We start from the raw sequence: 15,003 nt of genomic DNA, 5'->3' as shown, positions 1-15,003 counted from the left end.
AACAAAAAAATCACTCCAAATTTGGAGTGATTTTTAAAGAATTTGTAAGGGCTTTTTAAACATTATTTAGTTTCAAAACTTTTTAAGGTTTTGATAATGATATTCACACAGTCAATCAACTGGTCTTCACTCATGACCAAAGGCGGAGCAAAACGAATGATATTTCCGTGAGTTGGTTTGGCTAGAAGACCATTGTCTCTAAGTTCCAAACAGATGTTCCAAGCGGTATCACTGTCTTCATGATCGTCAATAACAATCGCATTAAGCAAACCTTTTCCACGGACTAGTTTTACAATCTTACTCGTAACGATATAGTCATTTAAAAGAGCTCTGAATAAGTTTCCAAGTTGGTATGCATTCTCAGTCAATTGTTCGTCTTTCACAACCTCCAAAGCTGCCATCGCAACAGCTGCTGCAATAGGGTTTCCTCCAAACGTACTTCCGTGAGATCCTGGTGTTATGACCTTCATTATCGCATCATCTGCCAACACGGCAGACACAGGATAAACACCGCCACTCAATGCTTTTCCAAGTATTAAAATATCGGGTTTTGTTTCTGGAGTACCAGAACAATCTTTTTGAGCACAGTCACAATTGCCACAAGTGGCCAATAATCGACCAGTACGAGCAATGCCTGTTTGTACTTCATCGGCAATAAACAATACATTATAGGCTTCACACAATGCTTTTGCTTTGGCTAAATACCCTTCAGTTGGCACAAAAACGCCTGCTTCCCCTTGGATTGGTTCTACTAGAAAACCAGCAACATTCGGATTGTTTTTCAGTGTGTTTTCTAAAGCCTCTGTATCATCATACGGAATTTTTATAAACCCATCCGTAAAAGGTCCAAAGTTTTCACGGGCTACTGGATCATTCGAAAATGAAATAATAGTCGTGGTTCTCCCGTGAAAGTTGTTTTCACATACAATAATTTCTGCTTGACCTTCAGGGATACCTTTCACTTCATACGCCCATTTACGAGAAATCTTAACAGCTGTTTCAACTGCTTCAGCACCCGTGTTCATTGGTAGCACTTTGTCAAACCCAAAATACTTGGTCACATATTCTTCGTAAGGCCCCAATTTGTCGTTATGAAACGCTCGAGATGTCAGTGTCAGCGTTTGAGCTTGCTCTATCATCGCATTCACAATTCGAGGGTGACAATGTCCTTGGTTCACTGAGGAATACGCTGATAAAAAATCGTAATAACGTTTTCCTTCAACGTCCCAGACATAAACGCCTTCGCCTCTAGCCAAGACGACTGGAAGTGGATGGTAGTTGTGAGCCCCATATTGGTTCTCTAAGTTAATAGCTTCTTTGGGTGTAATCTGATTTAAAATAGCCATTTTAATGAGAATTTTAAAATTATAAAATAACTATTCCTTCTTAGTGGAGAGAAATCATCCATATTGTGATGCAATTTAAGAATTCTAAATAGATTTCTTAGAATTATGCTATCATTTATTCTATTTTTGCTTCATGGGTAGACGAAATAAAAACAAAGTGTTTTCAAATTTAGAAGTGATTGATGCAGGTGCTAAAGGCAAAACCATTGCAAAGGCTCCGGACGGAAAAGTGGTGTTTTTGCCAAACGCCGTTCCGGGAGACATTGTCGATGTACAAACATTCAAACAACGCACGGGGTATTACGAAGGAAAAGCAACCGTTTTTCATAAATTATCAGACAAACGCACCGAACCTGCATGCGAGCATTTTGGGACTTGTGGCGGCTGTAAGTGGCAACACATGGATTATTCACACCAACTTTTTTACAAAGAAAAAGAAGTGGTCAATAACCTCACACGCATCGGGCATATTGAATTGCCAGAAATCACCCCTATTTTAGGGTCCAAAGAGCAGTACTTCTACCGCAATAAAATGGAGTTTTCTTTTAGTGATAGCCGTTGGTTAACTGTAGAAGAAATCGCCTCAACAGAAGATTTAGGAGATCGAAATGCCTTAGGCTTTCATATCCCAGGAATGTGGGATAAAATATTAGACGTAAAAAAATGCTGGCTTCAAGGCGATCCTTCCAATGCCATTCGAAATGCGGTAAAGGATTTTGCGCTTGAACACCAAATCCCTTTTTTTAATACCCGCCAACAAACAGGCGTACTAAGAACCCTGATGATTCGTAACACCAGTATTGGCGAATTGATGATTGTCGTTCAGTTTTTTAAAGAAGATACTGAAAGCAGAATCGCGCTTCTGGACCATTTAAAAACAAGCTTTCCAGAAATTACGTCCCTTCAATACATTATTAATGGAAAAGCCAATGATACCATATATGACCAAGATGTGATATGCTATCACGGTCGAGATCATATTTTTGAAGAGATGGAAGGTTTGCGTTTTAAAATTAATGCAAAATCTTTTTACCAAACCAATTCAGATCAAGCCTATAATTTATATAAAATAACACGTGATTTTGCAGGGCTCACAGGGAAGGAACTCGTCTATGATTTATATACAGGAACCGGAACTATTGCGCAATTTGTTGCTAAAAATGCATTGAAAGTCATTGGTGTCGAATCCGTACCAGATGCGATAAGTGCTGCAAAGGAAAATGCCATCTTAAATAACATTGATAATGTGGAATTTTTTGTGGGCGATATGAAATCTGTATTCAATACAGAATTTATAGAAACGCATGGACATCCTGATGTGATCATTACCGATCCACCAAGAGATGGAATGCACAAAGATGTGGTTGCTCAAATTTTGAAAATCACTCCTAATAAAATTGTATATGTGAGCTGTAACAGTGCAACACAAGCAAGAGATTTGGCGTTGTTAGATTCAGTCTATAAAATAAGTAAGACACAAGCTGTTGATATGTTTCCACAAACGCATCACGTAGAAAATGTTGTACTTTTGGAAAAACGTAATCCTAAAAAATAAGCCATGAAAAAGTTTATTTGTTTATTTTTAATCGTCATTTTTAGTTGTGAAAAAGACGACATCTGTCCTGATACTACTCAGACCACACCCCGACTTGTCATTGAGTTTTATGACCTCACATCTCCTGATGAAATTTTGGCAGTCCCTGGGCTTTATGCTTTAGGTCTTGATTCTGAAGGAATGGAGGTCGCAATCAATAATGAAATAGTAACCACCCGTTCTTCTATCACACTGCCCTTAAAAACAAACGACACAGAAACAGAATTTATACTTTATAAAAGTTATGATCTTGTGGATGGTGTGGTTAGCGGAAATCCAGATACAATAAAAGTAACCTACGACACTGAAGACGTGTATGTTTCAAGAGCCTGTGGGTATAAAACGAACTTCAATATTCAAACATTCTCAATTACCGCTGATCCTGATCAGTGGATGATTAGTTCTGAAATATTAATAACTGAAATCACAAATGAAAATGACATCCATGTTAAGATACTTCATTTATAGCCTAATTAGCTGTTTAAGTCTGTGCATGAATCTTCATGCGCAAGAAGAAACCACTCAAACAACCGATAGTTTAGTTGTCAAACAAAAATACGGTCTGCGAGTAGGAGTTGACGCGAGCAAAATTGTACGCACCTTTTTAGAATCCGATTATAGTGCCTTTGAGCTCAATGCCGATTACCGTCTTACAAATAAGCTGTATGTTGCAGGAGACGTAGGTACTGAAGAGCGTACGACATCCACGGACTATTTAAACAGCACCGCAAAAGGCTCCTATCTGAAAGTTGGTTTTGATTATAATATGTATACCAATTGGGTTGGAATGGAAAATATGGTCTATTCTGGGCTTCGTTTTGGGCTTTCTAATTTCGATCAAACATTGAACAGTTACACGATTTATGATACCAACAGCCCAACTTGGGGACAAACCGAAGTCTTGGAAGGTGAGACGTTCACAGGATTGAGTGCCGCATGGCTTGAACTTATATTTGGATTTAAAGCCGAGGTTTTAAACAATCTTTTTATGGGGCTCAATGTTCAAATTAAAGGGCGATTATCTGAAACACAACCCGATAATTTTGAAAACATATACATTCCAGGATTCGGACGCACCTTTGATAGTGGAAATTTTGGAGTCGGTTTTGGTTACAATATCAGCTATTTAGTACCCTTGTTTAAAAAAGTTAAGAAGTAGTTTTTTTAATAGGACGCTTTTCAAAAGTTCCTCCACAATTGGGACACTTATTTTCAAGAATGGCTTCAACACAATTGCTACAAAACGTACATTCGTAAGCACAAATCATTGCTTCACCACTATCTGACGGTAATGCTTTTGAACAGTGCTCACAAACGGAACGCATTTCTAACATACTTATCTAATTAACTTTTTGTATTTAATTCGTTTCGGCATCAAGTCGCCACCCAAACGTTGCTTTTTATTTTCTTCGTATTCACTAAAACTTCCTTCGTAAAAATAGACTTCCGAATTTCCTTCAAACGCCAAGATGTGTGTACAAACACGATCTAAAAACCAACGGTCGTGACTGATCACGACTGCACAGCCTGCAAAATTCTCAAGACCTTCTTCCAAAGCTCTCAAAGTATTTACATCTAAATCATTCGTTGGCTCATCCAAAAGTAAGACGTTCCCTTCTTCCTTAAGCGTCATTGCTAAATGCAAACGGTTCCGTTCACCACCAGAAAGCATGTTTACTTTTTTGTTTTGCTCACTCCCAGTAAAATTAAAACGACTTAGATAGGCACGAGAATTTACTTGACGCCCTCCCATCATAATCAACTCTTGCTCATCACTAAAGTTTTGCCAAATAGATTTTTCAGGATCAATATTTGAATGGCTTTGATCGACATAGGCGATTTTGGCCGTTTCTCCCACTTTAAAACTTCCTTTATCTGAAGTTTCTTCACCCATAATCATTTTAAAAATGGTGGTTTTACCAGCACCATTGGGTCCAATAATTCCGACGATTCCTGCTTGAGGAAGGTTAAAGTTTAAGTTGTCATATAACAATTTATCATCATAGGCTTTACTTACACCTTCTGCTTCAATAACATTTGTTCCCAAACGGGGACCGTTAGGAATGTATATTTCTAATTTTTCATCAAGTTGCTTCTGATCTTGATTCATTAATTTATCATAATTGTTCAAACGCGCTTTCTGCTTTGTTTGACGGCCTTTAGCCCCTTGACGCACCCAGTCCAATTCACGCTCTAAGGTCTTTTGACGTTTAGAAGCGGTCTTGCTTTCTTGTGCCAAACGCTTCGATTTTTGATCCAACCAAGAAGAGTAATTCCCTTTCCAAGGAATGCCTTCGCCTCTATCCAATTCTAAAATCCAACCCGCAACATTATCTAGGAAATACCTGTCATGCGTGACTGCAATCACAGTGCCTTTATATTGTGCCAAATGGTGCTCTAACCAGTGAACAGATTCCGCATCCAAGTGGTTTGTGGGTTCATCTAACAATAAGACATCGGGCTCTTGAAGCAATAAACGACAGAGAGCCACACGACGGCGTTCACCTCCAGATAACACAGATATTTTTTTAGAACCCTCAGGAGTTCTTAAAGCATCCATTGCAATTTCTAATTTTGTATCTAATTCCCATGCATTGGCAGCATCAATTTGATCTTGAAGCTCCGATTGACGGTTCATTAGTTTTTCCATTCTGTCGGCATCGGAATACACTTCTTCCAATCCAAACATGTCATTGATTTTATTGTATTCATCCAAAATAGCAACCGTTTCAGCAGCGCCTTCACGAACAATTTCCATCACCGTTTTAGATTCGTCTAATTTTGGTTCTTGTTCTAAATAACCCACAGAATAATCTTGTGAAAACACAACATCGCCTTGGTAGTTTTTATCGACCCCAGCTATAATTTTAAGCAAGGTTGATTTTCCAGATCCGTTGAGTCCTAAAATACCGATTTTAGCTCCGTAAAAGAAACTAAGGTAAATGTTTTTTAAAACAGGTGTATTTGCACTTTGGTAGGACTTGGTCACACCAGACATTGAAAAAATAATCTTTTTATCGTCACTCATTATACACGTCCTTTTAAAGCGTTAAACACCCAAGCATTGGCAAAAAAACCAATACCTACCGAAGCAAAGCCCCAACCAGCAACCTCATTGTATCTAAAAGCACCCAAGGCAATTAGCGAGATTCCTATAAATATCATAATATATGTGGCCCAAGCCAGTACTGTATTTTTATTCATTGCCATAATTAATTTTTTTAGAGACACAAATATCGTTAATTTGATCGAAACTAGTTTAGCTTTCCTTAAAAGTTACAGGAACTTCTATAAATAAGAATTGAGAATCTTCTGTAGCTTCAATTTTAAAGTCTTTAGTTTCAGAAATTCCGACCGCATCTCTCGGGTTTAATGCTGTGGTTTCAATTTTTGAAGCTCCAAATACCTGCATCATATAAACGCCATGATTGGAGGATTTTAAACTGTACTCAAAGAATGTGTTTGCAGATAAATTAACTCTAGAAATTTGAGCATCTTGATGAATTTTCAAACTCGAATCTGTCGATCCCTCTTCAATTGACGACACCAAAATCTGCAATTCACCATCTGGTGATTGGTCGAAATAATGTTGATCGTATCGAGGGGTGACATTGTTTTGATTTGGCACAATCCATATTTGAAACAAGCTTAAAGACTCCGAAACGGAGCCATTAATTTCCGAATGATGAATCCCTGTACCGGCAGACATTACCTGCACTTCTCCCGCTTTCACTTCTTCCCATGAGTTTCCCATAGAATCTTTGTGTTTCAGAAGTCCCGAAAGTGGTATGGTAATAATTTCCATGTTGTCATGTGGGTGGGTTCCAAACCCCATGCTTGGCGCAATTAAATCATCGTTCAAAACTCTCAGAGCTCCAAAATTCATTTTTTTTGGATCGTAAAAATTAGCAAAACTAAAAGAATGATTGGCTTGCAACCAACCATGATTTGCAAAGCCTCTTGATGATGCACTATGGAAAACTAATGTCATTTGTTATATTTATAATTGTTCATTAAACAAAAACTTGAGAGTCAAAGAATAATGTTATTTTTGTTACCACAAAGATAAGTACCATGGATTTAAACTTCAACATAAACGAGGATTATAATAAGTTACTCGTAACAGATCTAAACAAACGTTTAGCACAAGTTAAATTAGGAGGTGGAAAAGCCAAAATCGAAAAAGAGCACGCCAAAGGAAAACTGACGGCACGCGAACGTATTGACTATCTTTTAGATTCAAAATCAAAATCCATTGAAGTTGGTGCCTTTGTAGGTGATGGCATGTATGAAGCTCACGGTGGATGTCCTTCGGGAGGCGTTGTTGTGAAAATTGGATACATCAAAGGAAAGCAATGCATTGTAGTTGCTAATGACGCCACTGTAAAAGCGGGTGCTTGGTTTCCAATCACCGCTAAAAAAAATCTGAGAGCACAAGAAATTGCAATCGAAAACAAATTACCAATCATTTACTTAGTGGATTCTGCGGGGGTTTATCTCCCAATGCAAGATGAAATTTTCCCTGATAAAGAACACTTTGGACGTATTTTCAGGAACAACGCACAGATGAGCAGTCTAGGTATTACTCAAATTTCGGCAATTATGGGAAGCTGTGTGGCTGGAGGTGCTTACTTGCCCGTTATGAGTGACGAAGCCATTATCGTAGATAAAACCGCAAGTATCTTTTTGGCAGGAAGTTACTTGGTAAAAGCAGCTATTGGAGAAACAATCGATAATGAAACGTTGGGCGGTGCCACAACGCACTGTGAAATAAGTGGTGTAACGGATTACAAAGCCAAAGATGATGCGGATGCGCTGGATAAAGTTAAATCCATCATGGATAAGATTGGTGATTTTGAGAAAGCAGGCTACAGTAAGGTCGCTGCTAAAAAGCCCATTTCTGATCCCAAAGAACTGTATGGAATTCTGCCTAAATCAAGAGCCGATCAATACGATATGTTTGAGATCATCAAACGTTTGGTGGATGGTTCTGAATTTGAAGAATACAAAGCCGACTATGGCAAAACAATTATTACAGCTTATGCCCGTATCGAAGGATGGGCGGTTGGAATTGTCGCAAATCAACGCAAACTCGTCAAAAATGCCAAAGGAGAAATGCAATTTGGTGGGGTTATTTATAACGATAGTGCAGATAAAGCGACTCGCTTTATGGCGAATTGTAATCAGAAAAAAATACCCTTGGTTTTTTTACAAGATGTCACCGGATTTATGGTGGGCAGTAAAAGTGAACACAGTGGAATCATTAAAGACGGTGCTAAGATGGTCAATGCATTGAGCAATAGTGTGGTGCCAAAATTCACCATCATCATCGGTAACAGTTATGGTGCTGGGAATTATGCGATGTGTGGCAAGGCGTACGACCCACGACTCATTGTCGCTTGGCCGAGTGCTGCATTAGCCGTGATGAGTGGCAACAGCGCTGCTAAAGTATTGTTGCAAATAGAAACTGCTTCTTTAAAAAAGAAAGGTGAAACCATTACACCAGAAAAAGAAGCCGAGTTATTCGATGAAATTAAATCGCGCTACGACGCACAAGTGTCTCCTTACTATGCGGCATCTCGATTGTGGACAGATGCTGTGATTAACCCTACAGATACTCGCGATTGGATCCGCATGGGTATTGAAGCTGCCAACCACGCACCTATTGAAAAGGCGTTCAATATGGGAGTTATTCAGGTTTAACCAAATCTAAAGTTTCTTGACGTTTGATTTTTCCAGAAATAGTTTCTTTAAACGCATCTACATAATAAATATGTTTGGGACGTTTCATCGGTTCTAAAATATCAAAATTTAGGGTTTCATAAGGTTTCGAGCGTTCAATCACGATGACGACAATTTCACCTAAAGAATCCTCTTTTTGAGAGGTGATAAAAAAGCGTTCTTCAATAAAACCTTCCAATTGTTGTTCCAATTGTTCAGGGGCTATTTTAATACCTCCCGAATTTATAATCGTATCAAATCGCCCGATCCATTCAAAAGTAGTTTTGGAACGAAGCTGAACAATATCATTCGTTTGAATTGTTGTTGACACTAAATGTGGCGCGTTTACGGTTAAACAATTCCGTTCATCTACTCCAATCGATACGGAAGGTAAAACCTCAAAAAACGAGGCGGGTTGGCTGATATTTTTAACCGCAATATGACTGACGGTTTCTGTCATACCAAAAGTTTCATAAATACTTGAGGATGAATTTTTAAGTTTGATTTTCAAACCATTGGAAAGCTTTGCTCCCCCAACGATGATGGTTGTAATTTGATGTAAATACTCTAGGGAGTTTTCTAATTGTAAGGGAACCATCGCACAAAAGTCATAGCTTCTTAAAATGGCTTCTAAGGGGTTAGAACTCGGTTTGACGCAGTCGAGTTCCAAGCCTAAAACATAGGCTCTTACAAACATCATTTTGGCAGCAATGTATTCAAAAGGCAAACAGGACAAGGCAGAATCTCCAGGCTTCAATTTGAAGTAATCTCCCGTAGCAAGGGCAGAATTGACCATCGCTTGCTTGGACATTAAAACCGTTTTAGGTGTTCCGGTAGAACCAGAAGTTTGCAATGAGATTTCAGGACTTAAATCTATCCATTGTACTATAAAATGGCCTAATGAAACTTGATAATCCTTCCCTTCTTTTATAAAACGATTGGCAAGACTCGACAGTCCTATCGTATCATAAAAAACACCTTCCAATTTGAAGGAAGCATGAGGTTGGTTATATGTTGGATTTGGATTCAACTATTCGGGTAAACTCGCGTTTGACAACTGATCATTGGTTACGGGACCTGTTAATTTATCTTTCCAGTTGGTCCATTTATAAACCTTCGCGAAAACGAAAATTAGAATGGGGTATATAATCAATATAGAGGCAAATATTTCAAACGATCCAATATCAGGATCTGAGATATCTCGAAGAACCGAATTTGTTTGAAAGGCCGTCCAGTCTGCGGTCACTAAAAGTGCGGTGAATAAATTGTTAGCTGCATGAAATCCTAAGGCCAATTCCAGCCCTTCATCCATCAGGGTAATCACACCTAAAAAGAACCCTGTTCCAATGTAATGCACCAATAATATGTAACCCAACTTTTCGATCTCTGGGTTTGCAATATGAAGAAGTCCAAACAAAACAGAAGTGAATATTAATGGCACCCATTTATTCTTACAAAGCACTCCTATTCCTTGCATCAAATAGCCTCTAAATAGATATTCTTCAAAACTCGTTTGAAGTGGCACTAATAAAATAGCAACGGCTGCCAAAATCAGAAATGGCACTAGTTTAAAATTAAATACATAATTTTCGGGAGACATATAATGATCGGCTAAAACCAATCCACTCGAAACAATTCCCCAAAATAAAAATGCAAACCAAAAACGTCTCCAATCAATTTTTAATCGTGAAGTCGTTAAGCTTTTTAGGGTTTGTTTATGGAGTGTTTTGACCACAAAAAAGATCCCTAAAAGACCTGCGGCAAACGACAGTAACATCAGAAATAAATTCAAATTAGAATCTAACAACCTCATGGTTTGACTCATGTCTAAGTTTTGAAGATCCAGACCGGCTTCGACTGCTTTTGCTATTAAAATTATCGTGTATGGAATTTGACCTAAGATCACGGCGATAACGATGATTGCTATACCTGCAATGTAAAGCCACCAATCGTGTTTGATGTTAAATGCTTGTTTGATGTACATAAATTAAAATTTTAAATTCCACTTTGTTTTTAAATCATAAAATAATTGCCCCGAATCGACCACTAAAGGGGCTTGGATGTTGTTGGTAAACAAACCTCCTGTCCCCAATCCTTGAGGAAGCTGACTCTTTAACGTATAGGTCCACTGCGCAATGGCATTGAGTCCAATATTACTTTCCAAAGCGCTGGTCACCCACCACCCAATGGAGTTGGATTCTGCAAGGTCAATCCATTCTTGACTGCCTTTGAAACCTCCGACTAAGGTCGGTTTTAAAATGATGTATTGAGGTTTGATAGTTTGTAGTAATAAGGCCTTATTTGTTACAGAAAACACGCCTATTAATTCTTCATCTAAAGCAATTGGCAGAGGGGTGTCTGCACATAACCGTGCCATTTCATGAGGCTGCCCTTGTTGTATTGGCTGTTCTATCGAATGTAAATTATAGTCCGAAAGTCGTTTTAGTTTTTCTAAGGCTTCATCGGGTTTGAAGGCGCCATTGGCATCGACCCGAATTTCAATGGTTTCTGAATCAAATTCATTTCGTATGGATTTGATGAGTTCTAATTCTTTCTCAAAATCAATCGCCCCTATTTTAAGTTTTATACATGAAAACCCCGCTTCAAGTTTGTCTTTGATTTGTTGTTTCATAAACGACTTATCCCCCATCCAAATCAATCCATTAATAGGAATCGAGTCCTTGCCTTTGGTGAAATCAGATGGAAATAATTCAAATTGATCCTTTTGTTGCAACGATTGAAACGCCATTTCTAATCCAAATTGAATTGAAGGAAATTCAATCAAAGCGGCTAATAATTCATCCAGTCCTAAGTGAATATTTTCACAAGTCCAAGCTAATTTAGTTTCAAAATTTGCACGATCGTCAATACTCAATCCTTTAAACATACCGCACTCGCCGATCCCTTTGAGTGAATTCTGCTCAAGCTGAATAAACCAAGTATCTTTATAGGATAAAACCCCACGAGAAGTGCCGCTAGCTTGCTTGAATTGAAGTTGATATTTAAAATAATTTGCTTGCATCTAGAGGGCTATGGATTCACCTATTGCAAGCAACATGAGGTCTTTGTCTTTTTCAAAAAATGTTTGTATTGCTTTTTGATGGTCAATTTCGATATAACCAAAGGTATCAAAGTGGTAGCCTAAAATTTTATCACATTCCAGAAAATCACTCGCAATCAGAGCATCGTCCACACCCATCGTGAAATTATCGCCAATAGGCAGAATTGCTACATCTAAATTATATTGAAGTGGAATCAATTTCATATCATAGGTAAGGGCGGTATCACCCGCTATATATATTGTTTTATGTTCCCCTTTTATGATAAATCCCCCTGGTTGACCCCCGTAAGTTCCATCTGGAAAGGAAGAGGTATGAATCGCATTTACGTATTTAACCGTTCCAAAATCAAATTTCCAACTGCCGCCATGGTTCATGGGATGTCCGTTGAGACCCATTTTTTGATAGTGAGAAACAATTTCGAAGTTAGATACAATCGTGGCCCCTGTGCGTTTTGCAATGAGCTCAGCGTCCAAAATATGATCTTGATGCGCGTGTGTTAATAAAATATAATCGGCTTTTATAGCCTCTAAATCAATCTGAGATGCCTTAGGGTTTCCTGAAATAAAAGGGTCTACAAGAATATAGATTTGATCAATCGTAAGAAGTAAACTGGCGTGGCCTAAGAATTGAATCGTCATTTTAATTTTTATTTAAAATTACAAAATTATAATATAACCTCTATAAAAGTGAAGCACAAAAAAACAACGCTAAGGCAACAGTCGATAATGCCAAGACTTTAAGTTGTGGATCGTACTCTATTGGGGTTTTGATTTTACGAACAATGTTGAGATGTATTAAGAGTGGTACGAAAGCTATGAACACAAAATACATCGAACTGTTTGCAACTAAAAATGAATAGAGTCCTATTAATAGCATGGCAACTACAATCAATAGTTGGTGGTATGATTTGGCGCGTTTCAGTCCAAAATACCCTGCTAAGGTTTGTTTGTTTGATAATTTATCGGATTCAATATCCCGCATATTATTTAAGTTGAGCACTCCGGCACTTAGCAGTCCAATGGTACTCGCAGGCAATAACATCAAAAAGTCGATTTGTTTTGAATATAAAAAATAGGTTCCTAAAACACTTAGCCATCCAAAAAACAAAAATACCATGACATCGCCCAGTGCTTTATAGCCATAAGCAGAAGCACCTATGGTATATTTAATGGCGGCAACAATGGCTAAAATCCCAAGGACTATAAATACCAAGGAGGTTAAAAACTGCTCGGCACCAAATGCTGTATAAATTAAACTAACGACTAAAATAAGACAAAGTATGACATTAAATATAATGGCATTCCGCATCTCTTTTGGGCTGATATTCCCACTTTGCAATGCGCGTTCTGGTCCAATACGATGTTCGTTGTCGGTGCCTTTAATTCCGTCGCCGTAATCGTTGGCGAGGTTTGATAAAATCTGTAAACTTAAGGTTGTAAGGATTGTCAAAGCAAATATTGAACTGTCGAAAAAATCTCTTGAATATGCTATTCCAGACCCCACAATCGCCCCAGAAATTGACAATGGCAATGTTCGGAGTCGGCAGGCAGAAATCCATGCTTGTAAATTTTTCATGCTATGGAATCCATTTTTTCTCGAAGTTAGGCTTTCGTTTTTCTAAAAAGGCATCACGGCCTTCTTTGGCTTCATCGGTCATATAGGCAAGTCGTGTGGCTTCTCCAGCAAAAACTTGCTGCCCCACCATTCCATCATCGGTAAGGTTCATCGCAAACTTGAGCATTTTAATGGATATCGGAGATTTTTCTAAAATTTCTTGCGCCCATTCATAAGCCGTTGCTTCTAAATCTTCATGAGGCACCACCGCATTTACCATGCCCATATCAAATGCTTCTTGTGCATTGTAGTTTCTCCCAAGGAAAAATATTTCACGGGCTTTTTTCTGACCGACCATTTTTGCTAAATATGCAGAGCCATAGCCCCCATCAAAACTGGTGACATCGGCATCGGTTTGTTTGAAAATCGCATGTTCTTTACTTGCCAAGGTCAAATCGCAAATAACGTGCAAACTATGACCGCCACCCACAGCCCAACCTGGAACGACGGCAATGACCGCTTTGGGCATAAACCGAATGAGGCGTTGTACTTCTAATATGTTTAATCGGTGGTAGCCATCATCGCCCACATAGCCTTCATGACCACGGGCTTTTTGATCGCCTCCGCTACAAAATGAATAGACACCATCTTTGGAAGAAGGCCCTTCAGCACTTAACAACACCACTCCGATACTGGTGTCTTCGTTGGCATCGTATAACGCTTGGTATAGTTCAAGCGTTGTTTTGGGTCTAAACGCATTCCTTACATCTGGACGGTTGAATGCTATACGGGCAACGCCGTTGCATTTTTTATAAGTAATATCTTCGTATTCTTTAACAGTTTTCCATTGTATACTCGGCATAGGATGACGGTTTTAGGTTGTTAAATAAATCCCATCCTGTTCGATGCGGATGCGACGTTGTTTGTAAAGGGTTCCAATAGCTTTTTTGAAACTTTTCTTACTCATTTGAAGGAGAGACTTAATGTCTTCAGGTGAGGATTTATCTGTGAGCTTTAAACATCCATCTTCTTTGTTTTCTAAAAACTCTAGTATTGATTGCGCATTTGGCTCAATGTTTCTGTAACCAATTTTTTCGAGGGTGATATCGAGCTTATTCCCTGGACGAATCTTTTTAACGATTCCCTTGAGCTTGTCACCAATACTTAGATCCTTAAATAAATCTTGATTGAAAATCAAGCCTAAATGGGTTTTATTAATAATGACATTCATTCCTAAATCCGACGGATGGGACACGATTAAATCGACTTCATCAAAAGCCTCAACAGTGAGTTCTTTATTGTCCAGAAAACGATTTGTTTTGCTGGAAGCCACCAGACGTTCGGAAGTTTCGTCTAAATAACAATAGACCAAATACCAGCCTCCTGCTTTCATAGGGAATGCTTGTTCTCTAAACGGACAGAATAATTCTTTTACCAGTCCCCAATCGAGAAAGGCACCAATATCGGTGACGTTATTACAGCGAAGCAGCGCGAATTCTCCTTTTTTAATATACGGATGATCCGTGACCGCTACGAGGCGTTCTTCGTTGTCTAAATAAACAAAGACCTCAATTTTATCATCAATTTCAAATTCTTTGGGAACGTAACGATTCGGTAGTAAGACTTCTTGATCTTCGTCATCTCCCAAAAACAATCCTGGTTCTGTATCTCGCAGAATTGTAAGCTTATTGTAGTCTCCTATGTGTATCATGCCACAAAGGTAAGA

Annotated in this window: 16 protein-coding genes; 4 read left to right on the top strand and 12 right to left on the bottom strand. The window is 38.5% G+C overall.

Annotated features, from left to right (window positions below):
* Window positions 1-62 precede the first annotated feature (62 nt).
* Entirely contained in the window at window positions 63-1,346 is a 1,284-nt protein-coding gene (gene rocD, locus FORMB_RS11920; RefSeq protein WP_069677677.1) for an ornithine--oxo-acid transaminase, read from the bottom strand.
* Between the two features lie 133 nt (window positions 1,347-1,479).
* Here rocD and rlmD point away from each other — a divergent pair, with 133 nt between their 5' ends.
* The 3 genes from rlmD to FORMB_RS11905 are packed head-to-tail and all read left to right on the top strand — an operon-like array spanning window position 1,480 to window position 4,099.
* The gene (gene rlmD, locus FORMB_RS11915) at window positions 1,480-2,901 is read left to right on the top strand and encodes a 23S rRNA (uracil(1939)-C(5))-methyltransferase RlmD (RefSeq protein WP_069677676.1); all 1,422 of its coding nucleotides are present in this window, start codon (window positions 1,480-1,482) and stop codon (window positions 2,899-2,901) included.
* 3 nt (window positions 2,902-2,904) lie between these two features.
* Window positions 2,905-3,408 (top strand): DUF6452 family protein, encoded by a 504-nt coding sequence (locus FORMB_RS11910; RefSeq protein WP_069677675.1) that lies wholly within the window; start codon window positions 2,905-2,907, stop codon window positions 3,406-3,408.
* A gap of 25 nt (window positions 3,409-3,433) precedes the next feature.
* Window positions 3,434-4,099, top strand: coding sequence for a DUF6048 family protein (locus FORMB_RS11905; RefSeq protein ID WP_231925548.1), 666 nt, complete (start codon window positions 3,434-3,436; stop codon window positions 4,097-4,099).
* On the opposite strand, the gene FORMB_RS11900 is transcribed toward FORMB_RS11905, so the two are convergent.
* The 4 genes from FORMB_RS11900 to FORMB_RS11885 are packed head-to-tail and all read right to left on the bottom strand — an operon-like array spanning window position 4,089 to window position 6,931.
* Window positions 4,089-4,274, bottom strand: a complete 186-nt coding sequence (locus FORMB_RS11900; RefSeq protein ID WP_069677673.1) for a DUF1272 domain-containing protein — start codon at window positions 4,272-4,274, stop codon at window positions 4,089-4,091. The genes FORMB_RS11905 and FORMB_RS11900 overlap by 11 nt on opposite strands.
* Window positions 4,275-4,276: 2 nt before the next feature.
* Window positions 4,277-5,968: an energy-dependent translational throttle protein EttA gene (gene ettA, locus FORMB_RS11895; RefSeq protein ID WP_069677672.1), complete on the bottom strand. Its 1,692-nt coding sequence runs from the start codon at window positions 5,966-5,968 to the stop codon at window positions 4,277-4,279.
* Entirely contained in the window at window positions 5,968-6,150 is a 183-nt protein-coding gene (locus FORMB_RS11890; protein WP_069677671.1) for a CAL67264 family membrane protein, read from the bottom strand. Before FORMB_RS11890 ends, ettA begins: the two co-directional genes overlap by 1 nt.
* A gap of 49 nt (window positions 6,151-6,199) precedes the next feature.
* Window positions 6,200-6,931 carry a pirin family protein gene (locus FORMB_RS11885; RefSeq protein ID WP_069677670.1) on the bottom strand — a complete coding sequence of 244 codons (732 nt, stop codon included), beginning with the start codon at window positions 6,929-6,931 and terminating at the stop codon, window positions 6,200-6,202.
* Between the two features lie 83 nt (window positions 6,932-7,014).
* On the opposite strand from FORMB_RS11885, the gene FORMB_RS11880 reads away from it, so the two are divergent.
* Entirely contained in the window at window positions 7,015-8,643 is a 1,629-nt protein-coding gene (locus FORMB_RS11880; protein ID WP_069677669.1) for an acyl-CoA carboxylase subunit beta, read from the top strand.
* Here the strand turns inward: FORMB_RS11880 and FORMB_RS11875 are convergent.
* Genes FORMB_RS11875 through FORMB_RS11845 form a run of 7 tightly spaced genes read right to left on the bottom strand, consistent with a single transcriptional unit; the run spans window position 8,630 to window position 14,988 of the window.
* On the bottom strand, window positions 8,630-9,691 hold the full coding sequence (locus FORMB_RS11875) for an AMP-binding protein (protein WP_069677668.1): 1,062 nt from the start codon (window positions 9,689-9,691) through the stop codon (window positions 8,630-8,632). The two genes, FORMB_RS11880 and FORMB_RS11875, sit on opposite strands and share 14 nt — an antisense overlap.
* The gene (locus FORMB_RS11870; RefSeq protein WP_069677667.1) at window positions 9,692-10,645 is read right to left on the bottom strand and encodes a CPBP family intramembrane glutamic endopeptidase; all 954 of its coding nucleotides are present in this window, start codon (window positions 10,643-10,645) and stop codon (window positions 9,692-9,694) included.
* A 3-nt stretch (window positions 10,646-10,648) separates the two neighbouring features.
* A complete protein-coding gene (locus tag FORMB_RS11865; protein WP_069677666.1) occupies window positions 10,649-11,683 on the bottom strand; it encodes an o-succinylbenzoate synthase in 1,035 nt (344 codons plus the stop codon).
* Window positions 11,684-12,361, bottom strand: coding sequence for a metal-dependent hydrolase (locus FORMB_RS11860; protein ID WP_069677665.1), 678 nt, complete (start codon window positions 12,359-12,361; stop codon window positions 11,684-11,686).
* Window positions 12,362-12,401: 40 nt separating this feature from the next.
* On the bottom strand, window positions 12,402-13,298 hold the full coding sequence (gene menA, locus FORMB_RS11855; RefSeq protein ID WP_069677664.1) for a 1,4-dihydroxy-2-naphthoate octaprenyltransferase: 897 nt from the start codon (window positions 13,296-13,298) through the stop codon (window positions 12,402-12,404).
* A gap of 1 nt (window position 13,299) precedes the next feature.
* Window positions 13,300-14,139: a 1,4-dihydroxy-2-naphthoyl-CoA synthase gene (locus FORMB_RS11850; RefSeq protein WP_069677663.1), complete on the bottom strand. Its 840-nt coding sequence runs from the start codon at window positions 14,137-14,139 to the stop codon at window positions 13,300-13,302.
* A gap of 12 nt (window positions 14,140-14,151) precedes the next feature.
* Window positions 14,152-14,988 (bottom strand): CvfB family protein, encoded by an 837-nt coding sequence (locus tag FORMB_RS11845; protein ID WP_069677662.1) that lies wholly within the window; start codon window positions 14,986-14,988, stop codon window positions 14,152-14,154.
* Between the last annotated feature and the right edge of the window lie 15 nt (window positions 14,989-15,003).

Origin of the sequence: Formosa sp. Hel1_33_131 (assembly GCF_001735745.1) — a bacterium.
Classification (GTDB): Bacteria; Bacteroidota; Bacteroidia; order Flavobacteriales; family Flavobacteriaceae; genus Hel1-33-131.
The sequence above is the reverse complement of the archived record's forward strand: the minus strand, read 5'-3'. Positions and strand labels throughout refer to the sequence as shown.

What these genes read in the sequence shown, in the direction of transcription:
- FORMB_RS11910 (WP_069677675.1), top strand. Translation starts at nt 2,905, where the DNA reads ATGAAAAAGTTTATTTGTTTATTTTTAATCGTCATTTTTAGTTGTGAA.
- FORMB_RS11860 (WP_069677665.1), bottom strand. Translation starts at nt 12,361, where the DNA reads ATGACGATTCAATTCTTAGGCCACGCCAGTTTACTTCTTACGATTGAT.
- menA (WP_069677664.1), bottom strand. Translation starts at nt 13,298, where the DNA reads ATGAAAAATTTACAAGCATGGATTTCTGCCTGCCGACTCCGAACATTG.
- FORMB_RS11885 (WP_069677670.1), bottom strand. Translation starts at nt 6,931, where the DNA reads ATGACATTAGTTTTCCATAGTGCATCATCAAGAGGCTTTGCAAATCAT.
- ettA (WP_069677672.1), bottom strand. Translation starts at nt 5,968, where the DNA reads ATGAGTGACGATAAAAAGATTATTTTTTCAATGTCTGGTGTGACCAAG.
- FORMB_RS11850 (WP_069677663.1), bottom strand. Translation starts at nt 14,139, where the DNA reads ATGCCGAGTATACAATGGAAAACTGTTAAAGAATACGAAGATATTACT.
- FORMB_RS11845 (WP_069677662.1), bottom strand. Translation starts at nt 14,988, where the DNA reads ATGATACACATAGGAGACTACAATAAGCTTACAATTCTGCGAGATACA.
- FORMB_RS11865 (WP_069677666.1), bottom strand. Translation starts at nt 11,683, where the DNA reads ATGCAAGCAAATTATTTTAAATATCAACTTCAATTCAAGCAAGCTAGC.
- rocD (WP_069677677.1), bottom strand. Translation starts at nt 1,346, where the DNA reads ATGGCTATTTTAAATCAGATTACACCCAAAGAAGCTATTAACTTAGAG.
- FORMB_RS11870 (WP_069677667.1), bottom strand. Translation starts at nt 10,645, where the DNA reads ATGTACATCAAACAAGCATTTAACATCAAACACGATTGGTGGCTTTAC.
- rlmD (WP_069677676.1), top strand. Translation starts at nt 1,480, where the DNA reads ATGGGTAGACGAAATAAAAACAAAGTGTTTTCAAATTTAGAAGTGATT.
- FORMB_RS11890 (WP_069677671.1), bottom strand. Translation starts at nt 6,150, where the DNA reads ATGGCAATGAATAAAAATACAGTACTGGCTTGGGCCACATATATTATG.
- FORMB_RS11905 (WP_231925548.1), top strand. Translation starts at nt 3,434, where the DNA reads ATGAATCTTCATGCGCAAGAAGAAACCACTCAAACAACCGATAGTTTA.
- FORMB_RS11880 (WP_069677669.1), top strand. Translation starts at nt 7,015, where the DNA reads ATGGATTTAAACTTCAACATAAACGAGGATTATAATAAGTTACTCGTA.
- FORMB_RS11900 (WP_069677673.1), bottom strand. Translation starts at nt 4,274, where the DNA reads ATGTTAGAAATGCGTTCCGTTTGTGAGCACTGTTCAAAAGCATTACCG.